Annotated in this window: 25 protein-coding genes; 9 read left to right on the forward strand and 16 right to left on the reverse strand. The window is 68.3% G+C overall.

Annotated elements, in window-relative coordinates; all coding sequences use genetic code 11:
- Nucleotides 1–9 precede the first annotated feature (9 nt).
- Both CD928_RS18275 and CD928_RS18280 read left to right on the forward strand, forming a co-directional pair.
- Complete coding sequence (locus CD928_RS18275) at nt 10–1,128, forward strand: OmpA family protein (RefSeq protein ID WP_095388515.1); 1,119 nt, start codon at nt 10–12, stop codon at nt 1,126–1,128.
- Nucleotides 1,129–1,367: 239 nt separating this feature from the next.
- On the forward strand, nt 1,368–1,793 hold the full coding sequence (locus tag CD928_RS18280; RefSeq protein WP_095388516.1) for a biopolymer transporter ExbD: 426 nt from the start codon (nt 1,368–1,370) through the stop codon (nt 1,791–1,793).
- Nucleotides 1,794–1,840: 47 nt separating this feature from the next.
- On the opposite strand, the gene CD928_RS18285 is transcribed toward CD928_RS18280, so the two are convergent.
- Both CD928_RS18285 and CD928_RS18290 read right to left on the reverse strand, forming a co-directional pair.
- Nucleotides 1,841–2,377, reverse strand: a complete 537-nt coding sequence (locus CD928_RS18285) for a DUF1993 family protein (protein WP_095388517.1) — start codon at nt 2,375–2,377, stop codon at nt 1,841–1,843.
- A gap of 14 nt (nt 2,378–2,391) precedes the next feature.
- Nucleotides 2,392–4,197, reverse strand: a complete 1,806-nt coding sequence (locus tag CD928_RS18290) for an ABC transporter transmembrane domain-containing protein (RefSeq protein WP_095388518.1) — start codon at nt 4,195–4,197, stop codon at nt 2,392–2,394.
- 177 nt (nt 4,198–4,374) lie between these two features.
- On the opposite strand from CD928_RS18290, the gene CD928_RS18295 reads away from it, so the two are divergent.
- Entirely contained in the window at nt 4,375–5,592 is a 1,218-nt protein-coding gene (locus CD928_RS18295) for a polyhydroxyalkanoate depolymerase (protein ID WP_095388519.1), read from the forward strand.
- A gap of 200 nt (nt 5,593–5,792) precedes the next feature.
- Here the strand turns inward: CD928_RS18295 and CD928_RS18300 are convergent, their stop codons facing one another.
- Nucleotides 5,793–6,188 carry a YkvA family protein gene (locus tag CD928_RS18300; RefSeq protein WP_255247240.1) on the reverse strand — a complete coding sequence of 132 codons (396 nt, stop codon included), beginning with the start codon at nt 6,186–6,188 and terminating at the stop codon, nt 5,793–5,795.
- Between the two features lie 24 nt (nt 6,189–6,212).
- On the opposite strand from CD928_RS18300, the gene CD928_RS18305 reads away from it, so the two are divergent.
- Nucleotides 6,213–7,211: a dipeptide epimerase gene (locus CD928_RS18305; protein WP_095388521.1), complete on the forward strand. Its 999-nt coding sequence runs from the start codon at nt 6,213–6,215 to the stop codon at nt 7,209–7,211.
- Here the strand turns inward: CD928_RS18305 and CD928_RS18310 are convergent.
- Nucleotides 7,202–7,582 carry a VOC family protein gene (locus tag CD928_RS18310; RefSeq protein ID WP_095388522.1) on the reverse strand — a complete coding sequence of 127 codons (381 nt, stop codon included), beginning with the start codon at nt 7,580–7,582 and terminating at the stop codon, nt 7,202–7,204. The two genes, CD928_RS18305 and CD928_RS18310, sit on opposite strands and share 10 nt — an antisense overlap.
- An 83-nt stretch (nt 7,583–7,665) precedes the next feature.
- Between CD928_RS18310 and soxR the strand changes: the two genes are divergently transcribed.
- The gene (gene soxR, locus CD928_RS18315) at nt 7,666–8,136 is read left to right on the forward strand and encodes a redox-sensitive transcriptional activator SoxR (protein ID WP_095388523.1); all 471 of its coding nucleotides are present in this window, start codon (nt 7,666–7,668) and stop codon (nt 8,134–8,136) included.
- An 8-nt stretch (nt 8,137–8,144) separates the two neighbouring features.
- Here the strand turns inward: soxR and CD928_RS18320 are convergent, their stop codons facing one another.
- The 9 genes from CD928_RS18320 to CD928_RS23490 form a co-directional block, all read right to left on the reverse strand.
- On the reverse strand, nt 8,145–8,948 hold the full coding sequence (locus CD928_RS18320; RefSeq protein ID WP_095388524.1) for an SDR family NAD(P)-dependent oxidoreductase: 804 nt from the start codon (nt 8,946–8,948) through the stop codon (nt 8,145–8,147).
- A gap of 5 nt (nt 8,949–8,953) precedes the next feature.
- Complete coding sequence (locus CD928_RS18325; RefSeq protein WP_095388525.1) at nt 8,954–9,244, reverse strand: putative quinol monooxygenase; 291 nt, start codon at nt 9,242–9,244, stop codon at nt 8,954–8,956.
- Nucleotides 9,245–9,262: 18 nt separating this feature from the next.
- Nucleotides 9,263–9,859, reverse strand: a complete 597-nt coding sequence (locus tag CD928_RS18330; RefSeq protein ID WP_095388526.1) for a carboxymuconolactone decarboxylase family protein — start codon at nt 9,857–9,859, stop codon at nt 9,263–9,265.
- Between the two features lie 15 nt (nt 9,860–9,874).
- A complete protein-coding gene (locus CD928_RS18335; RefSeq protein ID WP_095388527.1) occupies nt 9,875–11,056 on the reverse strand; it encodes an acetyl-CoA C-acyltransferase in 1,182 nt (393 codons plus the stop codon).
- A 63-nt stretch (nt 11,057–11,119) separates the two neighbouring features.
- Nucleotides 11,120–11,578, reverse strand: a complete 459-nt coding sequence (locus CD928_RS18340; protein ID WP_095388528.1) for a MaoC family dehydratase — start codon at nt 11,576–11,578, stop codon at nt 11,120–11,122.
- A gap of 94 nt (nt 11,579–11,672) precedes the next feature.
- Complete coding sequence (locus tag CD928_RS18345; protein ID WP_369679314.1) at nt 11,673–12,866, reverse strand: mechanosensitive ion channel family protein; 1,194 nt, start codon at nt 12,864–12,866, stop codon at nt 11,673–11,675.
- Nucleotides 12,867–12,895: 29 nt separating this feature from the next.
- A complete protein-coding gene (locus CD928_RS18350; RefSeq protein ID WP_095388685.1) occupies nt 12,896–13,903 on the reverse strand; it encodes a DNA topoisomerase IB in 1,008 nt (335 codons plus the stop codon).
- A 54-nt stretch (nt 13,904–13,957) separates the two neighbouring features.
- A complete protein-coding gene (locus CD928_RS18355; protein ID WP_095388529.1) occupies nt 13,958–15,337 on the reverse strand; it encodes a putative O-glycosylation ligase, exosortase A system-associated in 1,380 nt (459 codons plus the stop codon).
- A complete protein-coding gene (locus tag CD928_RS23490; RefSeq protein WP_176473631.1) occupies nt 15,330–15,494 on the reverse strand; it encodes a hypothetical protein in 165 nt (54 codons plus the stop codon). Before CD928_RS23490 ends, CD928_RS18355 begins: the two co-directional genes overlap by 8 nt.
- A gap of 110 nt (nt 15,495–15,604) precedes the next feature.
- Here CD928_RS23490 and CD928_RS18360 point away from each other — a divergent pair, with 110 nt between their 5' ends.
- Both CD928_RS18360 and CD928_RS18365 read left to right on the forward strand, forming a co-directional pair.
- Entirely contained in the window at nt 15,605–16,825 is a 1,221-nt protein-coding gene (locus CD928_RS18360; protein WP_095388686.1) for a TIGR04063 family PEP-CTERM/XrtA system glycosyltransferase, read from the forward strand.
- Nucleotides 16,826–16,841: 16 nt separating this feature from the next.
- Complete coding sequence (locus CD928_RS18365; protein ID WP_095388530.1) at nt 16,842–17,672, forward strand: hypothetical protein; 831 nt, start codon at nt 16,842–16,844, stop codon at nt 17,670–17,672.
- A gap of 26 nt (nt 17,673–17,698) precedes the next feature.
- Here CD928_RS18365 and CD928_RS18370 read toward each other — a convergent pair whose 3' ends face one another.
- Together CD928_RS18370 and CD928_RS18375 are read right to left on the reverse strand one after the other, a co-directional pair.
- The gene (locus CD928_RS18370) at nt 17,699–18,025 is read right to left on the reverse strand and encodes a hypothetical protein (RefSeq protein ID WP_255247241.1); all 327 of its coding nucleotides are present in this window, start codon (nt 18,023–18,025) and stop codon (nt 17,699–17,701) included.
- Nucleotides 18,022–18,285: a hypothetical protein gene (locus tag CD928_RS18375; protein ID WP_095388531.1), complete on the reverse strand. Its 264-nt coding sequence runs from the start codon at nt 18,283–18,285 to the stop codon at nt 18,022–18,024. The genes CD928_RS18370 and CD928_RS18375 overlap by 4 nt, the downstream gene beginning before the upstream one ends.
- 125 nt (nt 18,286–18,410) lie before the next feature.
- On the opposite strand from CD928_RS18375, the gene CD928_RS18380 reads away from it, so the two are divergent.
- On the forward strand, nt 18,411–19,079 hold the full coding sequence (locus tag CD928_RS18380; RefSeq protein WP_095388532.1) for a LexA family transcriptional regulator: 669 nt from the start codon (nt 18,411–18,413) through the stop codon (nt 19,077–19,079).
- Between the two features lie 175 nt (nt 19,080–19,254).
- Here CD928_RS18380 and CD928_RS18385 read toward each other — a convergent pair whose 3' ends face one another.
- Entirely contained in the window at nt 19,255–19,560 is a 306-nt protein-coding gene (locus CD928_RS18385) for a hypothetical protein (RefSeq protein WP_095388533.1), read from the reverse strand.
- 187 nt (nt 19,561–19,747) lie between these two features.
- Here CD928_RS18385 and CD928_RS18390 point away from each other — a divergent pair, with 187 nt between their 5' ends.
- Nucleotides 19,748–21,034 carry a methyl-accepting chemotaxis protein gene (locus tag CD928_RS18390; protein WP_095388688.1) on the forward strand — a complete coding sequence of 429 codons (1,287 nt, stop codon included), beginning with the start codon at nt 19,748–19,750 and terminating at the stop codon, nt 21,032–21,034.
- The last annotated feature ends 99 nt before the right edge of the window (nt 21,035–21,133 follow it).

Here is a 21,133-nt window from a genome sequence, read left to right on the forward strand (position 1 = left end):
GGAATTTCTATGAGGAAGCTTGCCGTCGCCGTGGCGTTGGCCTCCACTGCCCTTGCGTCGCCCGCCCTGGCGCGCGACAACTCCTGGTATGTGGGAGTGGGTGGTGGCGTGATGCTGGTCGAGGACATGGACCTCGATATCGGCACCGTCGACAATGCCGGCACTCTCGATCACAAGAAGGGTTACGACTTCGAAGGTACCGTCGGCTACGACTTCGGCGCGTTCCGCGCGGAAGTGGAAGTCGGCTATCGCGAAGCCGACATCAAGAGCGGTCGCTTCGTGGCGCCGGGCATCCCCGACACCGCGTCGGGCGCTGGTCCGCTGGTCACGGGTGATTATGCCATGAACGGCGACACCAATGCGCTGAGCTTCATGGTCAACGGCATGTTCGACTTCGGCGACGACGATGGCCTGCAGGGCTTCGTCGGCGGTGGTGCCGGTGTCGCGCGCGTCAGTGTCGCTCCGGTCTTCGCCGGTCCGTTCCTCGACGATTCGGACACGGGCTTTGCGTGGCAGGCGATCGCGGGTATCCGCGCTCCGCTGACCCGCAACATCGATGCCGGCCTGAAGTATCGCTTCTTCAACGCCAGCGGGCTCGACCTGGTCGACCAGCTTGGCCGCGACGTTTCGACGCGCTTCCGGTCGCACTCGATCCTGGGCACGCTGACCTTCAACTTTGGTGGTGCGGAGCCGCCGCCGCCGGCCGAACCGCCGGCGCCGCCGCCGCCTCCCCCGCCGCCGCCTCCCCCGCCGCCCCCGCCGCCGCCGCCGGTGTGCGCGCCTGGGCCGTACATCGTGTACTTCGACTGGGATCAGTCGGCGATCACGCCGGAAGCGGCTTCGACGCTGGACAACGCGATCAGCGCCTACAACCAAGGCTGCAGCGGTCAACAGGTCATGCTCGCCGGTCACGCCGACCGTTCGGGTTCGGCCAAGTACAACGTCGGCCTGTCGCAGCGTCGCGCCGATGCGGTGCGCAGCTACATGACCGCGCGTGGCGTTTCGGACACGTCGATCACGACGCAGGCGTTCGGCGAAACCCGCCCGGCGGTTGCGACCGCCGACGGCGTCCGCAACGACCAGAACCGTCGCGTGGAAATCACTTACGGTCCGGGCTCGGGCATGTAAGACCGGTTTCCATTCCCGACAGGGACTGGACGAAAAAGAGGGGCGGCACCGCAAGGTGCCGCCCTTTCTTTATGCGAGCGCGGCAGGGCGGCCGGTCCGTGCTTTTTATTTGCATAGAATATAAAATGTTATACCATAACAAAGATCGGTAACCGCTCGCGAGCGGTGCGGGTGGGCCGGTCATGGCGGTGGTGCGCCGGGTACCGACGGTGATCGACCGCCCGACAGGGAGAGAGACGATGCGCCGACGCCGCAGCATTTTTCGCACCGACCCCAACGCCGACCCGATGATCAACACGACGCCGCTGATCGACGTGATGCTGGTGATGCTGGTGATGTTCATCCTCACCATCCCGCCGCCGACGCACAGCGTCGACGTCACGTTGCCCGACGGCACGCCGATCCCGGCCGAGGTGCGCGACGAAAATCATATCACGATCGACACCGCCGACGTCATTCGCTGGAACGACGAGGCGGTCGACCTTGCCGAACTGGGTTTGCTGGTAAAGGCGGCCGCGGATCGGCCGAAGCCCGCGACGCTGATGTTCGAGCCCGAGGCACGCGCGCGCTATCTGCGGGTCGACGAGGCGATCGGCGCGATCCGCCGCAACGGCGGCACGCGGATCGCCTTTCCGGGCATTCACCGATATGGCGGGCTGATCTGAATCGGTAACGTCTTCCCGTCGCTTTCGGGCGGCGGGGACCGGCTTCGTCAGCCGGCGGGGGCGGTGCCGGGCCGCAGATGCTGCATCATGTAGCTCGCATAGTCGGCCTTGCCGAGCGGCACGCCCATGTGGCGCATGATCGCGTAGGCCGCGACGATGTGGAAATAGAATTGCGGCAGCGCCCAGTCGCGGACGTAGGCGGCAGCACTGAGGTCGAAGACCATGCCGTTCGGCAGCGAGAATTCGACCGGGCGGGCGTCGTCGTCGCCGAGCGCGGCGGGACCGACCGAGGCGAGAAAGGCGAGCGTCCGCGCGATCTGATCCTGCATCGCGGCGAAGCTGTCGGCGTCGTCCGCGAAGTCGGGCGCGCCGGCCGCGCCGAGCCGCGTCACCGCCTGGAGCGCCTGGCCGCAGGAAAATCGGATCTGGGTCGGCAGCGGAAACATGTCGGGCGCGAGCCGGGCGGCGAGCAGTTGCAGTTCGCCGACATTATTGTCCGCGCCCCAGGCGAGCGCCTTGTCGAGCTGGCCCGACAGCGCGCGCAGGGCGTTCTCATAGGCGGGAATGGTCAGGCTGTGCAGCATGGGGGCTCCTGTCGTCAGGCGGCGGTGAGATTGCTCTGGAATTGCAGATGCGCGAGGCGGGCGTAGAGGCCGCCCGCGGCGACGAGAGCATCGTGGCGCCCTTCCTCGACGATCCGGCCTTCGTCCATCACGACGATGCGGTCGGCGGCACGCACGGTGGCGAGGCGGTGCGCGATGACGATCGTGGTGCGGTCGTGCATCAACGCCTCGAGCGCGTCCTGGACGAGCTTTTCGGATTCGGCGTCGAGCGCCGAGGTCGCTTCGTCGAGCAGCAGCAGCGGGGCGCGGCGCAGCAGCGCGCGCGCGATCGCGATGCGCTGGCGCTGGCCGCCGGAGAGGCGCGCGCCGCCTTCGCCCATGAAGGTATCGAGCCCCTGCGGCAACTTGCGCAGAAACTCCTCGGCGTTGGCAGCGCGCGCGGCGTCCCACAACTCCTCGTCGCTCGCCGACCAGTTGCCGTAGCGCAAATTGTCGCGCGCCGAGGCGGCGAAGATCACCGTCTCCTGCGGCACCATTGCGATGCGCGCGCGGATGTCGGCGGGATCGGCCTCGGTCAGCGGGACGCCGTCGAGCCGGATGGTGCCGGCCTGGGGATCGTAGAAGCGCTCGGCGAGCTGGAAGAGGGTCGATTTGCCGGCACCCGAGGGGCCGACGATCGCGACCGTCTCGCGCGGAGCAATCGCCAGCGAGAAGTCGTGGAGCGCGGGGGCGTCGGGGCGGGTCGGATAGCGGAACTCGACGTTCGCGAATTCGAGCGTGCCGAGCGGCGGCTCGGGAAAGGCGCGTGGATGCGCGGGCGGCGCGATCTCGGGTTCGGCGTGGAGCAGTTCGGAGAGCCGCTCGGCGGCGCCGGCGGCGCGAAGCAGATCGCCATAGACTTCGGTAAGCGCGCCGAACGCGCCCGCGACCAGCCCGCCGGTGAGCACGAAGGCGGCGATCGTGCCGCCGGTGATCGTCCCCGCGGCGACACCAGCGGCGCCGTACCAGAGCAGGGTCGTGATCGCGCCGAAGAGCAGGCCGATGACGATCGCGGTCATCGTCGCGCGCAGGCGGATCCGGCGGCGCGCGGTCGCGAAATTGGCCTCGACCGCGGCACCGAAGCGGTCGGCCTCGCGCGCTTCCTGACCGAAGGCCTGGACGATCTTCATCGCCCCCAATTGCTCCGCGGTCGTCGCGCCGATGTCGGCGACGCGGTCCTGGCTCGATCGCGAGACATTCTGGAGGCGGCGGCCGAGCAGGACGATCGGCATGATGATGACGGGGATGCCGATCAGGATGCCACCGGTGAGTCTGGGCGACAAGGTGAAGAGATAGGCGATGCCGCCGATCCCCATCACGAGGTTGCGCAGCGCAACCGAGACGGTGGTGCCGACCACCTGTTCGATGATCGCGGTGTCCGAGGTCATGCGCGAGGCGATTTCGGACGGGCGGTTTTCCTCGAAGAAACCCGGCGCGAGACGCAGCAGGTTGCGCTGGACCGCCTGGCGGATGTCAGCGACGGTGCGTTCGCCGAGCCAGCTCACGAAATAAAAGCGCAGCGCGGTCGCGAGCGCGAGGATCACGACGATGACATAGAAGAGGCGGAAATGCGGCGCGACGTCGCCGCCGCCCGCGACGAAGCCGCTGTCGATCATCTCCTTGAACTGCCAGGGGATGGCGAGCGTCGCGAGCGCCGCGATGCCGAGCGCGACCGCGGCGACCAGAAGCTGGAGCGGGTAGCGGCTGGCGTAGCGCCAGATCATTCGGAGACTGCCGAGCTTGCGGGCGCGGGGTTCCTGCGATTCGGCGGGAGGGGCGGGTCGGTCGGGTGAGGTCGCCATCGCGCCCGCCCTAGCAGCCGCGCGGGTGCCGCTCAACGGCGGAGAATGGCGCACCGCTTCAAGGCGCTTGAAGCAGGACGAAATGATGCGTTGCACAATGACACTGATGGCCTAGGATGCCGGGGACGACAGGCGCCGCGAGAGCGCCCCCCCAAGGACGCAAGGAAATTTCACCACATGCTGTATCACGCTTTCGACATGCAGAAGAGCTGGCTCGCGGGGGCGAGCGCGCTGGCGACCGCCGGCGCGCAGGTCATGCAGCACCCCGCGAATCCGCTCGGCTATTTCGGCGGCAGCCCGCTGTTCGCCTCGGCGCTCGAGGTGTTCGCGCACGCCGCTGCGCCGCGCGGCAAGCCCGGGTTCGACCTTTACGAGACGGTCGTCGACGGCGAGACGGTGCGGGTGAGCGAAGTGATCGAGGCGCGCAAGCCCTTCGGCCAGCTCAAGCATTTCAAGCATAAGGGCGCAAAGGACGCGCCCAGGCTGCTGATCGTCGCGCCGATGTCGGGCCATTATGCGACGCTGCTGCGCGGCACGGTCGAGCGGATGCTGCCGGGGCACGACGTGTGGATCACCGACTGGCGCGACGCGCGCAACGTGCCGCTCGAAGCCGGGAAGTTCGACCTCGACGATTATGTCGACTATCTGGTGTCGTGGCTCGAGCATATCGGTCCCGGCGCGCATATGCTCGCGGTATGCCAGCCGTCGGTGCCGAGCCTCGCCGCCGCGGCGGTGATGGCCGCGGCAGGGCACAAGTGCCGGCCGAAGACGCTCACCATGATGGGCGGGCCGATCGACACGCGCAAGGCGCCGACCGCGGTCAACCAGCATGCGACGACGCGGCCCTACGCCTGGTTCCAGGAAAATGTCATCGCGACGGTGCCGGCCTGGTATCCGGGCGCGGGGCGCCGCGTCTATCCCGGTTTCCTGCAACTCGCGGGCTTCATGTCGATGAACCTCGGCAACCACATGATGAGCCATTGGGAGATGTTCAAGCATCTGGTCGACGGCGATGGCGAGAGCGCCGACAAGACCAAGGAATTCTATGACGAATATCGGTCGGTCTGCGACATGACCGCCGAATTCTACCTGCAGACCGTCGATGCCGTATTCCAGCGCCACCTGCTGCCGAAGGGCGAGATGCTGCACCGCGGCCAGCCGGTCGATATCGGCGCGATCGGGGATATCGCGATCCTCGCGATCGAGGGCGAGCGGGACGATATTTCGGGGATCGGCCAGACCAAGGCGGCGCTGACGCTGGCGAAATCGCTTCCGGCTGCGAAGAAGAAATATCTGATGGCGAAGGGTGTCGGTCACTATGGCATCTTCAACGGCCGCAAATGGCGCGACGAGATCGCGCCGGTGGTCGAGGGGTGGATTCGCGCGAACGGGTGAGAAGGCGGTTTTCGGCCGATTGCGGCCATACCTTCTCCCCTCCCTTTTAGGGAGGGGTTGGGGGKGGGTAGCCGCCGAAGGCGGCGTTCTTTCGTGGCTCGCTCCGCTCGCGCACCCACCCCTAACCCCTCCCTAAAAGGGAGGGGAATGACTCAAATCCACCTCAAAGCGGTCTTCGCACCGCCCTCCTTCAGCGACGTTCAATGCCAGGGGGACGTTCGCACGCTCCAATAGACGATGGTGAGCAGCCCCGCCCAGATCAGCAGGATCGCGATCATGCCGGCGCGACTCGACGGGCGTTCGCTCGCGGCTTCGGCGGCGGCGTGGAGCTCGGCCCAGAGCGGCGCGGGGATCAGTCGGCGCACCGCCCACAGGCCGGCGGGGACGAGGATCAGGTCGTCGAGCCAGCCGAGCACCGGAATGAAATCGGGGATCAGGTCGATCGGCGACAGCGCATAGGCGGCGACCGCGACCGCGAGCAGGCGCGCCAGCATCGGCGTGCGCGGGTCACGCGCGGCGAGCCAGGCGGCGTGCGCTTCGACGGCGAGGCGATGGCCGAATTCGGCGATGCGTTCGGAAAGGGATTTGCCGGGCATGGCGCGCAGCATTACTGTTCTTCGATGGCCATCCAACTGAAAAGCGCGCGCGTCGAGCGCTGGCCGGTCGCGGGCGAGTTCGTGATCGCGCGCGGCGCCAAGGATCATGTCGACGTCGTCGTCGCCGAGATCGAGAGCGACGGCGCCGTCGGCCGCGGCGAGGGAACGCCGATCTATTATCATGGCGAGGATGCCGCGGGGTGCCGCGACGCGATCCTCCGCGTGGTGCCGCATCTCGCGGCGATGAGCGCCGCCGAGGCGCGCGCCGCGGTGCAGGAGATGCTCGGCGCCGGCGCGGCGCGCAACGCGCTCGACTGCGCGCTGTGGGATCTCGAGGCGCGGCAGCGCGGGGTGCCGCTGTGGCGGCTCGCGGGATGCGACGGGCCGCCGACCCCGCGCGTCACCGCCTTCACCATCTCGCTCGCCGCGCCCGACCGGATGGCGGAGCAAGCCGCAGCCGCCGTCGCCGACGGCTGGCGGCTCCTCAAGCTCAAGCTGACCGGCGAAGGCGACCGCGCCCGCGTCGTGGCGGTGCGCGACGGTGCGCCCGACGCGCGGCTGATCGTCGACGCCAATGAAAGCTGGGGCCAGCTCGACCTGCTCGGCGAGGCCGAGGCGCTCGCCGAGCTCGGGGTCGAGATGATCGAGCAGCCGGTTCCGGTCGGCGCGGACGCGCTGCTCGACGGGGTCTATGCGCCGCTGCCCTTCGTCGCCGACGAAAGCTGCCAGACCGCGGCCGACATCGCGCGCATCGGCACCTTCTACGACGGGGTGAACATCAAGCTCGACAAGGCTGGCGGGCTGACCGAGGCGCTGCGTCTCGCCGATGCCGCCGACGCGGCGGGGCTCGGCATCATGGTGGGCTGCATGCTGTCGACGAGTCTCGGCATCGCGCCCGCCTTCGTCCTCGCGCAGCGCGCCCAATGGGTCGACCTCGACGGCCCCGCGCTGCTGGCGCGCGACCGCGAGGACGGGTTCCGGTTCGAGGACGGGCGGATCAGCGGGCCACCCGCTCAGGCATAGCTCACCACCTCATATTCGATGCCGTCGGGGTCGAGGAAATAGAAGCGGCGGCCGGGGTCGTAGTCGGCGTGGTTGAAGGGAACGAGGCCGACCGCCTTCACCCGCGCTTCGATCGCGTCGAGATCGTCGACCTGCACCCCGACATGGTTGAGCGGCTCACCCTTGGGCCAGCGCGCTTCGGCATGCTCGCCGCCGGGGCCGGTGTAGAGCGCCAGATAGGCGCGATCGCTGCCGACATGGATGGTGGTGCCGCCATCGCGCGCGGGGCCGCGCCAGCGCTCGTGCCAGCCGAAGATCGCCGACAGCAGCCGCGCGGTGCGGTCGGGATCGCTGACGGTGACGTTCACATGCTCGATGAAGGGGTGCGCCACGATAATTCTCCTGATTCGGGTTGACGCGCGGCTTTTGCAATCTCAAGTCAGGTTTAGATCAAGTGGCAAATGAGGGCCTGCGCATGCACCGCACCGACCTGATCGCGATCGGCGAGCTCGCGGCGCGCACCGGGGTCGCGGTGTCGGCGATCCGCTTCTACGAGGCGAAGGGGCTCATCGAGGCGCTGCGCTCGGGTGGCGGGCAGCGGCGCTTCCTGCGCGCCGACATCCGCCGCGTCTCCTTCATCCTGATCGCGCAGCAACTGGGGCTGAGCCTCGAGGAGATCGCCGCCGAACTGGCGCAGCTGCCGGCGCAGCGCACCCCCAATGCCGCCGACTGGACGCGGATCAGCACCGATCTGCGCGCGCGGATCGACGCGCGGATCGCGGCGCTGGAGCGCACGCGCGAGTTGCTCGACCAGTGCATCGGCTGCGGCTGCCTGTCGTTGAAGAAATGCGGGCTCTACAACCGCGGCGACAAGGCGGCGCAGCGCGGCGCCGGACCGCGCTACCTGCTCGGCGACCGCGCGGGGGAGATTGCGGAAGTCGGTTAGGTGACGCGCTATCCGACGCGAACGCTGGCGCCGCCGTCGACCGGCAGCAGGGCGCCGGTGACGAAGCGCGCCTCGTCGGAGGCGAGGAACAGCGCCGCGTTGGCGGTGTCCCGCGCGTCGCCCATGCCGCCCTTCAGCGGCACCATCGCCCCGCGCGCGGCGCGCTGTTCGTCGAGGCTGCGGCCGTCGCGCGCTGCGGTGCCGTGGATCGCCATCGGCGTGTCCATCAGTCCGGGGAGGATGGCGTTGCAGCGCACGCCTTTCGATGCGGAGCCTTGCGCGGTAGCGGTGGTCAGCCGGTTGAGCGCCGCCTTCGAAATCTCATAGGCGATCATGTTCGCGCCGGCGATCGCGGCGAGCGACGAGATGTTGATGATGACTCCCGCCTCGGCCGCGCGCATCGGCGCGAGAACGGCGCGGGTCAGACGGCGCGCCCCGGTGAAGTTGATGTCGAAGACGCGCTCGAACGCTTCGTCGCTGGCGCGGTGCGCGGGCCCGTCGCCGGGCGATCCGACACCGACATTGTTGACGAGAATGTCGATGCGGCTCCAGCGGTCGAGCGCCGCCGTGACGATCGCCTCGATGTCGGCGATCCGGGTGATGTCGGCGGCGTGAGCGAAGCCCTGGCCGCCCGCCTCGCCGATCATCGCGGCGGTTTCCTCGGCGCGTTCGGCGACCCGGTCGACGCACAGCACCTCGGCGCCTTCGCGCGCGAAGGTCAGCGCGATGGCGCGGCCGTTGCCGATCGTGTCGCCGGGTTGCTGCCCGGCGCCGACGACGATCGCCGCCTTGCCCGCGAGCCGGCCCGCCATCCGGATCAGACCGCGCCCAGCCGCTCGATTTCGGGCGCGCCGGCGAGGCAGGGGCCGAGCTTCGCGCCGAGGGTGCGGAAATGGTCCGAGGCGCGGTGCGCTTCGACCGCCGCGGCATCGTCATAGCATTCCAGGACCTTGTAGACCCCGGCCTCTTCGGTGCGGAACAGGCGGTAAAAGCTGTTGCCGGGTTCGTTCGCGCGCACCGCGGGCGCGAGTTCGGCGAACACGCCCTCGAACTCGGCTTCCTTGCCGGGCTGCACGCGCAGCGTCGCGATCACGCCGATGGCGCTCATGTCTCTCTCTCCCTCTTTTCAGGCGCGAAGGTCGGGGTCGACCTCCCATCCCTCTTCGACCTGGATGCCGAAGCTGTTCAAAATCATCGAAACCTGGGTGTATTGGCCGACGGTGAAGACGAGGTCCATTCGCCCCTTGTCGCCGAGCGGCGCGAGCGCGGCCCAGGTCGCATCGCGCACGAAATGGTTTTGGGTCAGTTCGTCGGCGGCGCGCAGCATCGCGCGGTCGAGGTCGCCCCAGCCCTCGGCATCGGGGCCGGCCTTGATGCGCTCGACCTCGGCTTCGGACAGGCCGCAGTCGAGGCCGATCCGCTTGTGCTGCGTCCACTCATAGCCCGAGCGGCAGTTGTAGCCGGTGCGCAGGATGACGAGCTCGCGATCCCGGGCCGACAGCGCGCTCCGCTTCGAGAGGATATAGCTGCCCCAGCCGAGGAAGGCGGTCAGCGCCCGCGGCGCATGGGCGAGGGTGCGGAAGATGTTGAGCACCCGCCCGCCCCCGACCTTGCCGCCAACCACTCCGGTATTGGGGGCAAGGAAGGGTTCGAGCGCGGCACGCTGCTCGGCGTCGAGCCGGTCGAGATCGACCGGTTCGATACGCGGGGTGGTCAATCTCACTGAACGGGCCGCAAATCAGAAGACCTCGAACAGGCCCGCCGCGCCCTGGCCGCCGCCGATGCACATGGTGACGACGACATATTTGGCGCCGCGGCGCTTGCCCTCGATCAGCGCGTGGCCGGTGCAGCGCGCGCCGGTCATGCCGAAGGGGTGGCCGATCGAGATCGAGCCGCCGTTGACGTTGAGCAGGTCGTTCGGAATGCCCAGCTTGTCGCGGCAATAGAGCACCTGCACCGCGAAGGCCTCGTTGAGCTCCCAGAGGCCGATGTCGTCCATCTTGAGTTCGAAGCGTTCGAGCAGCTTGGGGATCGCGAAGACCGGGCCGATGCCCATTTCGTCGGGTTCGGTGCCCGCGACCGCCATGCCGACATAGCGGCCGAGCGGGGTCAGGCCGCGCTTTTCGGCGACCTTGGCTTCCATCACGACGCACGCCGACGACCCGTCCGAAAGCTGGCTCGCATTGCCCGCGGTGATCGTGTGGCCTTCGCCCATCACCGGCTTCAGGCTCGCGAGGCCCTCGAGCGTCGTGTCGGGGCGGTTGCATTCGTCCTTGTCGGCGACGACCTCCTTGTAGGAGACTTCCTTGGTTTCCTTGTCGACGATCGCCATCGTCGCCTTGCAGGGGACGATCTCGTCGTCATATCTGCCCGCGGCCTGCGCCGCGGCGGTGCGCTGCTGCGACTGGAGCGAATATTCGTCCTGCGCCTCGCGGCCGATGTTGTAGCGCTTCGCGACCACCTCGGCGGTGCCGATCATCGGCATATAGACGTCCTTGTGCATCGCAATCAGCTCGGCATCGGGCTCGATGAACACCTTGCCGCTGCCACTGACCTTCGAGATCGACTCGACGCCGCCGGCGACGACAATGTCCTGGCGGTCGACGATGATCTGCTTTGCCGCGGTCGCGATGGTCATCAGGCCCGACGAGCACTGGCGGTCGATCGACATGCCGGGCACGGTGACGGGGAGGCCGGCGCGAAGGCCGATCAGGCGCGCGACGTTCGGCGACTGCGACCCCTGCTGCATCGCGGCGCCGAAGATGACGTCGTCGATCTCGCCGCCTTCGAGCCCGGCGCGCTCGACCGCGGCCTTGACCGAAAAGGCGCCGAGCGTCGGCGAGGGGGTGTTGTTGAACGAACCGCGCCCCGCCTTGGTCAGCGGGGTGCGGGCGGTGGAAACGATGACGGCGTCACGCATGTCGGTAATCCTTCTGCTTGGGTCCGGTGTTCTTTTCGGGGGAGGTCGGCCGGTCGAAAATCATCAGACGAAGAATTGCGTGATCCACTCGGCGATCAGCGCGGGCTTTTCCTCGCCCTCGATCTCGACGGTGATCTCGTTGGTCTGCTGCCACTGGCCGGGGCGCTTCTCGTCGAGTTCGAGCAGCTTCACATGGCTGCGCACGCGCTTGCCCGAGCGGACGGGGGCGAGGAAGCGCACCTTGTTGCCGCCATAGTTGACGCCCATCTTGATACCTTCGATCTTCGGCGCGTCGGTGCGCGCGCCGAGCATCGGGATCAGCGACAGCGTCAGGAAGCCGTGGGCGATGGTACCGCCGAACGGGGTCAGCTTCGCCTTCTCCGCGTCGACGTGGATGAATTGATGGTCGCCCGTCGCATCGGCGAATTTGTCGATCATGTCCTGATCGACGAGCACCCATTCGGAGGTGCCGAGATGCTCGCCGACCCTGGTCTGCAATTCCTGCGGCGTGATCGTGGCCATTCATCATCCCCTCAAAGACTGGTTCGGGGGCGTTCTAGGCCTGTCTTGCCGCGTTGCACAAGACCCCGGGACTTTGCGCTACGGCGCCGTAGCGTCAGCCCGGCTTCGCCGTCCTGGCGGGCGCCGTCTTGGGCTTCGGGGACTCGGCGTAGGGCATGATCATCGTGCCGTCGGGCGCCGCGGTGAAGGTCGTTTGCGTCGGATAGGCGAATTCATAGCCCGCCTCGCCGAGCGCTTCGACGATGCGGATCGCGATGTCGGTTCGCGCCGCGGTGACCTGATCGAAATCCTCGCTGAACACATCGAACAGAAGCTCGAAATCGAGGCTTGAGGCGCTGAAGGTCACGAGGCTCGAGCGGATGAATTCGTGCCCCGCCGCCTTGACCTGCTCCTCGAGCAGCCCCGGCAGCGCGCGGAGCATTTCGGGGCTCGTCTGATAGACGATGTTGAGGAGGAAGGTCACCCGCCGCCGGTGGAGATGCGCGTAATTGGTGATTTCCTTCGACAGCAGATTGGTATTGGAGATCACGAGCAGCTCGCCGTTGATCGAACGGATGTGCGTGCTCTTGAGCCCGATGCGCTCGACCGTGCCCGACGAATTGTCGTATTTGATCGCCTGCCCGACCCGGAACGGCCGGTCGAAGATGATCGACAGCGAGGCGAAGAGGTCGGAGAAGATGCCCTGCGCGGCGAGGCCGATCGCGATGCCGCCGATGCCGAGCCCGGCGACGAGGCCCGTGACGTTGACCCCCATATTGTCGAGGATCACGATTCCCGCGATCGCGAACAGCGCGACGCTGATCAGCAGGCGGATGATCCCCATCGCGTTGGTCAGCGTCTCGTTATGCCCTTCGGCGGCGCGGCGCTGAATGAGGCCGATGACGATTTCGCGCGCCCAGATCGCGGCCTGGAGGACGACCGCGATGGTGAAGACGAACTGGATCGTGGCGAGGATGATCGCGGGCGGATTGGCGTAGCCCGCGACGAGACGGATCGCGACGATCGCGAGCACCGTCGACTTGGTCTTGTGGATCACCCGCCCGACGATGTCGGTCAGCGTGAACTGTCCCGGCGCCGATTGCGCCCGCTTCAGCGCGAAGGTGCGCAGCAGCGACAGCAGGAAATAGATGACCAGGCCGGCGCCGACCGCGATGCCGATCTGCAACCAGTGGTGATTCACCCAGGCGACGCTGCTGTCCCACCAATAGCGCAGGTCCTCGAGCGGGTTCGGCCGCGGGGCGGCCGGGGGCATGGCGGTCTTGACGGCGGCGAGAAGGGAGAAGGTCACGTCGATCCTCGTGGGTCTTTTCTGAAGGGTCAGGCGGAACGGAGCAGGGCGGCCGCGCCCGGCGCCTGTTCCAGATAGGCCAAAAAGCCGCGCTCGTAACGCGAAAGATATTTGGTCGCGCGCGGCAGCGGCCCGGCGGCGGCGGCGAAATCGCCGCGTGCCTGCGCCGCGGCGATCATCGCCGGATGGACATAGGCGCGCCGCGCGACCGCCGGCGTGTTGCCGAGCCCGTGCGCGACATGCGCGAGCATCGCCTTCAGAGTCGGCTCCTCAGCGGCATCATGGAGATAGGTGAAGGCCTCGACGCTCGCCGACCAGGTGCGGAAATGCTTGGCGCTGAAATCCTCGCCCATCGCCTCGCGGATATAGGCGTTGACCTCGTCCGATCCGACCGCGCACAGGCCGCCGCCATCCTCATATTGAAACAGATGCTGTCCCGGCAGGTCCTGCAGGCGGCGCACCAGCGTCGCGAGGCTGCGGTCGCTGACCGTCACCTCGCGCATCGCGCCGCCCTTCGCGCGATAGGTCAGGCGCAGCCGCTGCCCGCTCAGCCGGGCATGGCGCTGGCGCAAGGTGGTCGCGCCGAAGCTCTTGTTCGCGGCGACATATTCTTCGTTGCCGACGCGCAGCGCGGCGAGGTCGAGCAGGCGCACCACCGCGGCGACAACGCGTTCGGGGCCGAGCGTCCGGCGCGCGAGATCGTCCGCCAGCCGGGCGCGGAGCAGCGGCAGCGCGTGGCCGAAGGCGGCGCAGCGGTCGTATTTGTCGGCCTCCTGCGCCAGCCGGAAATCGGGATGATAGCGATATTGCTTGCGCCCGCGCGCGTCATAACCGGTCGCGAGGATATGGCCGTTCGCGGCGGGGCAGAACCAGGCGTCCTGATAGGCGGGGGGCAGCGCGATCGCGTCGAGCCGCGCGATCTCGGCCTTGTCGCGGATCGGCTTCCCCCTCGCGTCGCGATAGCGCCAGCCGCTCGCGGTGCGTTCGCGGCTGATGCCGGGCAGGCTGTCGTCGACGTGGATCAGGCGCGTGGACATGCGATGATAGCGTCTCGGGATGCCCATGGTTCCCGATTTCGCTGATGCCAAAAATCAGCCGCTCGCCACCGGATGCCGCGCGGGCACCTGCGCCGGTCGCGCGGTCAATGGCCGCCACCCCGCCTGCTGCTCGCGCCGCCGGCAATAGGTCCACAGACCCATTTCGAGCGCCAGCATCATGTAGATGAAGGGCTGGAAGGCGATGCCGACGAACAGCGATCCGACCATATAGACGATATGGCCGTGCTGGAGTGCGGTCGCGAGCGGCGCGATCCATTGCTCCTCGGCGCGGCGCGTCCTGAGATAGCGCCGCCGGAGCCGCTCCATCTGGAAAAGGCCGCTGACGTGCAGGATCAGCCAGAGCGCAAGGCCCGGATAACCCTGTTCGCCGAGCATCTCGAAATAGCTCGAGTGATAGGCGCGGGCATGATCCTCATAAACGACCGGCTCGTCGGACTGCGGCGCGTCGGGGTCATAGGCGCCCGCCGCCATCTTCACGCGGACATGGTTCTGAAGATAGGCGTTGAACCCGCCGCCGAACGGATGGTCCTTCGCATAGTCCCAGGTCCACTTCCACACCGCGACGCGGGTCGAGGCGGATTCGTCGGATTGATAGCCCTCGATCGTCTCCATGCGCTGGGTGAAGCTCTGCGGCAGAAAGGGAATTGCGGCCGCGGCGAGCAGGCCGGCGCCGACCATGTAGAGGATCCGGTGCTTGACCGCGCGCAGCGACAGCACCGCGAGCACGACGAGGCAGACGAGCCCGGTGCGCGCCTGCGTGCCCACCGGCAGCAGCATGCACGCGAAGCAGAGCGCGAAGCAGAAGAGCGACACGCGCCAGTCGGGCGGAAAAATGGTCCCGTGGCGGCGGTACCAGAGGATCAGCGGAATGATCGAGATGCCGACGGTCGACATGATCGACCCTTCGTAGAGGCCGAAATTCTCGTTGAGCAGCAGTTGCAGCGAGCCGTAACCGCCGCCGCCCGCGGCGGTCTTGATCCCGCCCGCGATCGCGATCGACGCGGCCGACAGCAGCATGATCAGCGCCAGCGCCTCGATGCGCAGCTTGGTGCGCAGGGTCAGGGGCAGGAAGATCGCCCAGACGAGCGCTTTCCACACCCAGCTCCACTTGTCCTGCGCCTCGACCGGGAAATCGGCTTGCAGGGTCGTGACCCAGCAATAGAGGAGCAGGATGACGAGCAGGATCTGTCGGCCCGACCACCGCGTGTCGCGCTTGTCGTCGACCGCGAGCCAGCCCGCGATCGCGAGCCCGAAGACGATGAGCGAGATCGGGATCGAGTTGATCAGGAAATAGCTCAAGCGCTGCGGCGCGACGATGTCGATGTAGCAGAAGCAGAGGATGAACAGGAACGGCTTCCGGAAGCCGATCCCGATGAAGGCGAACAGGAAGGCGACGAAGGCGAGGTCACGCATCGCCCGCCCCCTCCTTCTCCGCCCGTTCGGCGTCGCGGCGCTGCTGCCACGCCATGCGCGGGCTGACCTCGCGGTCGAGGTCGCCGCGATAGAGCAGCCGCCACAGCGCGATTCCCATCAGCACATGGGTCAGGGCAATGGAAAAATTGTCGACCATCTACGCGGCAAGGCCCAGCTTCGCTTCGACCCCCGTGGGGTCCGGTGCTGCGGCTCTATCCGATCGGGGTTGACGCGGCGTTAAGGCTTGTCTGGCACTTTCCCCGCGCGATGACCCGGATTCTGCACATTCTCGATCACAGCCTGCCCGCCCACAGCGGCTATACCTTCCGCACCCGCGCACTGATGAAGGCGCAGGTCGCGAAAGGCTGGGAGGTCGCTGGGGTCACCGGCGTGCGCCATCCCGAAGCGGGCCCGGACGGCGAGACCATCGACGGGCTCACCTTCTACCGCACCCCGCCGATCGCGCCGGCGCGCGCGCCGATTCGCGAATGGCGCGAGATCGGCGCGCTCGCCGCGCGGGTCGAGGCGCTGGCCCGCGACTGGCGACCCGATCTGCTCCACGCCCATTCGCCCGTCCTCGACGGACTCGCGGCACTGCGCGTCGGAAAGCGGCTCGGCATTCCGGTGGTCTATGAAATTCGCGCCTTCTGGGAGGATGCCGCGGTCGGCAATGGCACCGGCCGCGAAGACAGCCTGCGCTACCGGCTGACCCGCCACCTCGAAACCCGCGCGGTCAAGCGCGCCGACGCGGTCGCCGTCATCTGCGAAGGGCTGCGCGGCGATCTGGTCGGGCGCGGCGTCGATGCGGGCAAGATCATCGTCTCGCCCAACGGCGTCGACCTCGACCTGTTCGGCGACCCGCCGCCGCGCGATGCGGCGCTCGCGCAGCGGCTCGGCTTAAAGGCGGGTGACGCGGTGATCGGCTTCATCGGCAGCTTCTATGATTATGAGGGCATCGACGATCTGATCACCGCGATGCCCGCGCTCGCCGCGGCGCAGCCGCAGGCGCGCCTGCTGCTCGTCGGGGGCGGGCCGATGGAAGCGGCGCTGAAGGCGCAGGCGGCCGCCTCGCCCGTCGCGGATCGCATCCATTTCGTCGGCCGCGTCCCGCACACAGAGGTCGAACTCTATTATTCGCTGATCGACATCCTCGCCTACCCGCGCAAGAAGATGCGGCTCACCGATCTCGTCACCCCGCTGAAGCCGCTCGAGGCGATGGCGCAGGGCAAGCTCGTCGCCGCCTCGGACGTCGGCGGGCACCGCGAGCTGATCGAGGACGGGGTCACCGGAACGCTCTTCGCCCCCGACGACCCCGCCGCGATCGCGGCGGCGCTGGTCGCCCTGCTCGGCACGCGCGGCCGTTGGGACGAACGGCGGCGCACCGCGCGTCTTTTCGTCGAAACCCATCGTAACTGGTCGTCAAACATTTTACGTTACGAACCGGTTTACCAGCGGCTGCTGCGCGATGCCGCGCCATCGGCAGCCTAGGATTCGGAAAAGCGATATGGACGACAGCAGCGAAAAATCGTGGCAGGACAGCGCCTCTGCGCTCGCGCGGGCGCTGCGTCCCGCCCTGCCGGCGGTGATCGGCGCGGCCGCGCTGACCTTTCTGTTCGCGGCGGTCATGCCGCTCGCCTGGGTCGCCGGGGTCAGCTGGAACCTCTATCTCGATCGCCTGTCGGAGCTGTTCGTGCCGCCGGTCGGCAACGGCGGCCGCCTCGCGCTCGCGCTCGTCATGGCGGCGGTCGCCGCGGTCATCGCGGGACTGGTCGCGCTCGCGCTCGCGAAGCCTCACGCGCTGCGCCGCCGAAAAACCGAGGCCGACGCCGACGCCGAAGAGGCGCCGCGCCGCCGCCGCGCCGACGTCCACCCCGACGATCCGCCGCGCCCGCCGCTGCGCGCGGGCCGCGACCTGCCGCCGCAAGGGCTGGGCCCGGTCGTCGTACCGCCGCCCGTCGAGCCTCCCGTCGATGCCGATGCGCTGGACGAGACCGACGAGGCGTTCGAATTCACCCCCGCCGACACGGTCGAGCCCGAAGAGGAGGAGCTCATGCTCGCCGACCTCGCGCCCGCCGAGCCGGCGCCGGGTGAAGAGCCCTGGCTCCAGCCCGCCGAAATCGCGGCGCCCGTTACGACGATTCCCGACCCCGCCGACCAGTCGCTCGGCGCGATGGTCGCCCGCTTCGAAGCCGGCCTTGCGCGCCGCCGTGAAGCGCGGATCGCGCCCCAGACGGCGAGCGCTCCGGCGAACGAAGACGAGGCGGAGACCATCGACTTCGCGCTCGAGGCCGCGCTCGGCACGCTCCAGCGCCTCAACCGCCAGGCGGTCGGCTAACCCTGCAGGGACGCGCGGCAAGAGGCTCAGTCCTCGACCGTTAAGATCTCGATCCGCAGCTCGCTGGCTTCGCCCGCGACCTCCACCGCCGTATCGGCGACGATGTGGCCGGGCAGGTGCCATTCGGCACCCTCCAGTCGCGCCTGCAAGGCCGCGCGCAACGGCTCCGCCTCGCCGACCGCGAAGGCGCAAGGGAAAAGGTGGCGCGCGCCGACGAAATTGGCGCTCGCCCAGGGGCGCAACGTCGAAGGGCCGAGCGACAGGCCGTGCGGCAGCTCGCGCGCGAGCAGACGGCGCAGCCTGCGGTGCAGACAGCCGGGGCGCGGCGGAACGGCGGGCGACCAGATCTTCATTGCAGGGCTCCCGCCTCGGTCTTGCGGGCCACCCGGACGCGGCGGTCGCCGCTCGGCGCTACCCGGCCCGCATGATGATCGGCCTGCCATTTGTTCATGAAATGTTCCGCACGTCTCGTGATTTGGCCGCCCGGAATGCGGCCGCCGCGCAGATCGCTGACGAACCGCGGGTCGCGCACCGCATGGCGGCCGAAGACGCTCGGGGGCATCTCGCTTTCCTTCAGAAAGGCGTTGATCCGTTGCAGCAGGCTACGCTCCATTGTCTTCTCCCATGGTTCGCGTGATGGGCGACTCGCCCGATAGGATATTTCCTATCTGAGCCACGATTTCCTACTTGTCTAGGAAAAATCCTATCGCTATAAGCGAAATAGGAAGGACCGATCCCGTGTCAGATTTCGTCGACGATCCGCGCGCCGCGCTCGACCGCCTGTTGCGGGAAAAGGGCATCGACTATGCCCAGCTGTCGGCGCGCATCGGGCGCAACCCGGCCTATATCCAGCAATATATCAAGCGCGGCTCGCCGCGGCGGCTTGCCGAGGAGGACCGCGCGCGCATCGCTGCCTATCTCGGCGTGGCGGAATCGATGCTCGGCGGCCCCGCGCCGCGCGTCGCGGCGGCGAACCGCGTCCGCGGGCCCGGCATGGTGCTGGTTCCGAAGCTCGCGATCGGCGCCTCGGCGGGCGCGGGGGCGAGCATCGACGGCGAACCCGTCGAGGGCGAACTGGCGTTCGACCCCCGCTGGCTGCGCGGCCTCGGCGCCGATCCGCGCGCGCTCAGCATCATCCGCGTCGCGGGCGATTCGATGGCGCCGACCCTGAACGACGGCGACGACATATTGGTCGACGGCAGCGACGCCGCCGGGCGGCTGCGCGACGGCATCTACGTGCTGCGCATGGACGACGGGCTGATGGTGAAGCGCGTTGCGCGCGCGCCGGGGCAGGGGCGGCTGTCGGTGATCAGCGACAACCCGCAATATCCCAGCTGGAACGACCTGCCGATGACCGCGGTGCGCCTTGTCGGCCGCGTGGTGTGGACGGGCCGGCGGGTGCGGTGATTTCGGCTTTGGGGTGGATTTGAGTCATTCCCCTCCCTTTTAGGGAGGGGTTAGGGGTGGGTGCGCGAGCGGAGCGAGCCTACAAAGAACGCCGCCTTCGGCGGCCACCCACCCCCAGCCCCTCCCTAGAAGGGAGGGGAGAAGGCATGTCCCCTACCGGCCGCAAGCCGCCCCTTCAGATCGGCTCCGCCATCACCGCTTCGATCTCGTGGTCCAGGACCTCGGCGCGCTGGCACTGGTCCTCCCGCCCGGCGCGGCATTTCTCGGTCGCCTTGTCGCGCTGGCGCGACAGCTTGCCCAGCTTCGCCTCGCGCTCGCGCATCGCGCGGCCGCGATTGCGGTCGGATTCTTCCTGGCTGGTGGTCGACCAGTCGGCGACCTTGCCGACGGCCTTGACCGGCGCGGTGACGACGGTCTTCACCGCGCTGACGCATCCGGTCAGCAGCGGCGCCGTCAATGCGGCGATGATCAGGATGCGCATCTCTCGTCCTCCTCGGCGGTCGGCCATCTTTCCCTGGCATAGGCGTATCAATGTGAACAGCATATTGCGATGGAAGGCGGCGCTTGTCCGTCGGCTGTCATATCCTTGAAACAAATGGTTAAAGCCGTGTTTACCAGCTGCCATTAGGCCGCGAGCGCAACCCGCCTCGCAACCTGATGGAACCATGATGAAAAACCTCGACTTCGTTCTTGCGCCCTCGGCCGGCCATGCGGTCGCGGTCCCGGACGACGCGCAATTGTCCGAGGTTATCGATATTTTTCGCGCCAACGCACAGCTGCGCCTGCTCGCGGTCCTCGATGCCGCGGGGCGGCCGGTGGGGATCATCCGCGAACAGCGCGTGCGCGAACTGCTCTTCTGCCCCTATTGGTTCTCGCTGATGCAGAATCCGACGATCGGGGGATCGATCGCGATGATGATCGAACCCTGCCTGACCGCCGGCGTCGATGAATCGACCGCCGACCTGCTTCGCATCGTGTCGCGCGCGGCGGGGCACGAGGGGCTCGTCCTGGTGCGCGATGGCCGTTTCGTCGAGACGCTCGACAGCGGCCAGCTTGCGCGGCTGGCGATGCTGCGCGAGGTCGAGCTGGCGCACGAGCGCGCGGCGCGGGCGAGCCGGGTCGACGACGCCGGACGCCGTTTCCAGCAGGACGTCGCCGCCTGGACCGCGAGCCTTTCCGACATGGCGCGCGAGGCCGAAACGGTCGCGCATGCCTTGTCGGATCGCGCCCGGCAGACCGGGCTCGATGCGGTTTCGGTCGCCGGCGCGACCGCGCAGACGCTGGCGGGGCTCCACGAACTCGGCGACCGCGGACACGCGCTCGCCGCGGCGATGGCGCGGATCGTCGACGACGGCCGCCTCGCCCGTGCCGCGCGCCACGAGGCGCACCGGACGATCGTCGAAGCGGGCGACCGTGCCGCGGCGCTCCAGGCCGCGAGCCAGGCGATCGAGCATATGCTGGCATTGATCATCGACATGGCCGGCCGGACGAACATGCTGGCGCTCAACGCGGGGATCGAGGCGGCGCGCGCCGGTGACGCGGGCCGCGGCTTTGCGGTGGTCGCGTCGGAGGTCAAGCAGCTCGCGGGCCAGACCCGGTCGGCGGCGAGCGACATCACGCAATATGTCGACCGGATCCGCGACGTCATCGGCCAGGTGACCGAAGGCTTCCGCGAGGTCGAGAAGGCGATCGACGCCAACAACGGCTTTTCGGACGCGATCGAGCAGGCGGTCGACGGGCAGAGCGCGACGACGCTGACGATCGCCAGCTATGTGGAACAGGCCGTGGCGGCGGGGCGCGAGATCGACATGCGCGCGCACGGCATCAGCCACGGCGCGTCGGCGGTCGGCGCGGATGCCGAATCGCTTGGCCAGCTGTCGTCGGGACTGACGAAGCTCGCCGAGGCGCTTCACCAGCGCGCGGGCCGCTTCGTCGATGCGGTCGCCGCCGCCTGATCGACTCGCGGGGCGGGTTCGCGCGCTCGAAGCCATAGTTGTTACAAAGACTTGCCGTGCGGCGCCGTGCTGATAGACTGCATCCCGCGCCGGCGGCGC

This window comes from Sphingopyxis sp. GW247-27LB, from assembly GCF_002277025.1.
GTDB lineage: Bacteria > Pseudomonadota > Alphaproteobacteria > Sphingomonadales > Sphingomonadaceae > Sphingopyxis.

Excerpts from the sequence above, each read along its gene's own strand:
- CD928_RS18375 (WP_095388531.1), bottom strand. The coding sequence starts at position 18,285 with ATGGAGCGTAGCCTGCTGCAACGGATCAACGCCTTTCTGAAGGAAAGC.
- CD928_RS18320 (WP_095388524.1), bottom strand. The coding sequence starts at position 8,948 with ATGGCGGGCCGGCTCGCGGGCAAGGCGGCGATCGTCGTCGGCGCCGGG.
- CD928_RS18370 (WP_255247241.1), bottom strand. The coding sequence starts at position 18,025 with ATGAAGATCTGGTCGCCCGCCGTTCCGCCGCGCCCCGGCTGTCTGCAC.
- CD928_RS18350 (WP_095388685.1), bottom strand. The coding sequence starts at position 13,903 with ATGTCCACGCGCCTGATCCACGTCGACGACAGCCTGCCCGGCATCAGC.
- CD928_RS18355 (WP_095388529.1), bottom strand. The coding sequence starts at position 15,337 with ATGCGTGACCTCGCCTTCGTCGCCTTCCTGTTCGCCTTCATCGGGATC.
- CD928_RS18280 (WP_095388516.1), top strand. The coding sequence starts at position 1,368 with ATGCGCCGACGCCGCAGCATTTTTCGCACCGACCCCAACGCCGACCCG.
- CD928_RS18385 (WP_095388533.1), bottom strand. The coding sequence starts at position 19,560 with ATGCGCATCCTGATCATCGCCGCATTGACGGCGCCGCTGCTGACCGGA.
- CD928_RS18335 (WP_095388527.1), bottom strand. The coding sequence starts at position 11,056 with ATGCGTGACGCCGTCATCGTTTCCACCGCCCGCACCCCGCTGACCAAG.
- CD928_RS18325 (WP_095388525.1), bottom strand. The coding sequence starts at position 9,244 with ATGAGCGCCATCGGCGTGATCGCGACGCTGCGCGTGCAGCCCGGCAAG.
- CD928_RS18360 (WP_095388686.1), top strand. The coding sequence starts at position 15,605 with ATGACCCGGATTCTGCACATTCTCGATCACAGCCTGCCCGCCCACAGC.
- CD928_RS18305 (WP_095388521.1), top strand. The coding sequence starts at position 6,213 with ATGGCCATCCAACTGAAAAGCGCGCGCGTCGAGCGCTGGCCGGTCGCG.
- CD928_RS18340 (WP_095388528.1), bottom strand. The coding sequence starts at position 11,578 with ATGGCCACGATCACGCCGCAGGAATTGCAGACCAGGGTCGGCGAGCAT.
- CD928_RS18285 (WP_095388517.1), bottom strand. The coding sequence starts at position 2,377 with ATGCTGCACAGCCTGACCATTCCCGCCTATGAGAACGCCCTGCGCGCG.
- CD928_RS18290 (WP_095388518.1), bottom strand. The coding sequence starts at position 4,197 with ATGGCGACCTCACCCGACCGACCCGCCCCTCCCGCCGAATCGCAGGAA.
- CD928_RS18275 (WP_095388515.1), top strand. The coding sequence starts at position 10 with ATGAGGAAGCTTGCCGTCGCCGTGGCGTTGGCCTCCACTGCCCTTGCG.
- soxR (WP_095388523.1), top strand. The coding sequence starts at position 7,666 with ATGCACCGCACCGACCTGATCGCGATCGGCGAGCTCGCGGCGCGCACC.
- CD928_RS18365 (WP_095388530.1), top strand. The coding sequence starts at position 16,842 with ATGGACGACAGCAGCGAAAAATCGTGGCAGGACAGCGCCTCTGCGCTC.
- CD928_RS18300 (WP_255247240.1), bottom strand. The coding sequence starts at position 6,188 with ATGCCCGGCAAATCCCTTTCCGAACGCATCGCCGAATTCGGCCATCGC.
- CD928_RS18390 (WP_095388688.1), top strand. The coding sequence starts at position 19,748 with ATGAAAAACCTCGACTTCGTTCTTGCGCCCTCGGCCGGCCATGCGGTC.
- CD928_RS23490 (WP_176473631.1), bottom strand. The coding sequence starts at position 15,494 with ATGGTCGACAATTTTTCCATTGCCCTGACCCATGTGCTGATGGGAATC.
- CD928_RS18295 (WP_095388519.1), top strand. The coding sequence starts at position 4,375 with ATGCTGTATCACGCTTTCGACATGCAGAAGAGCTGGCTCGCGGGGGCG.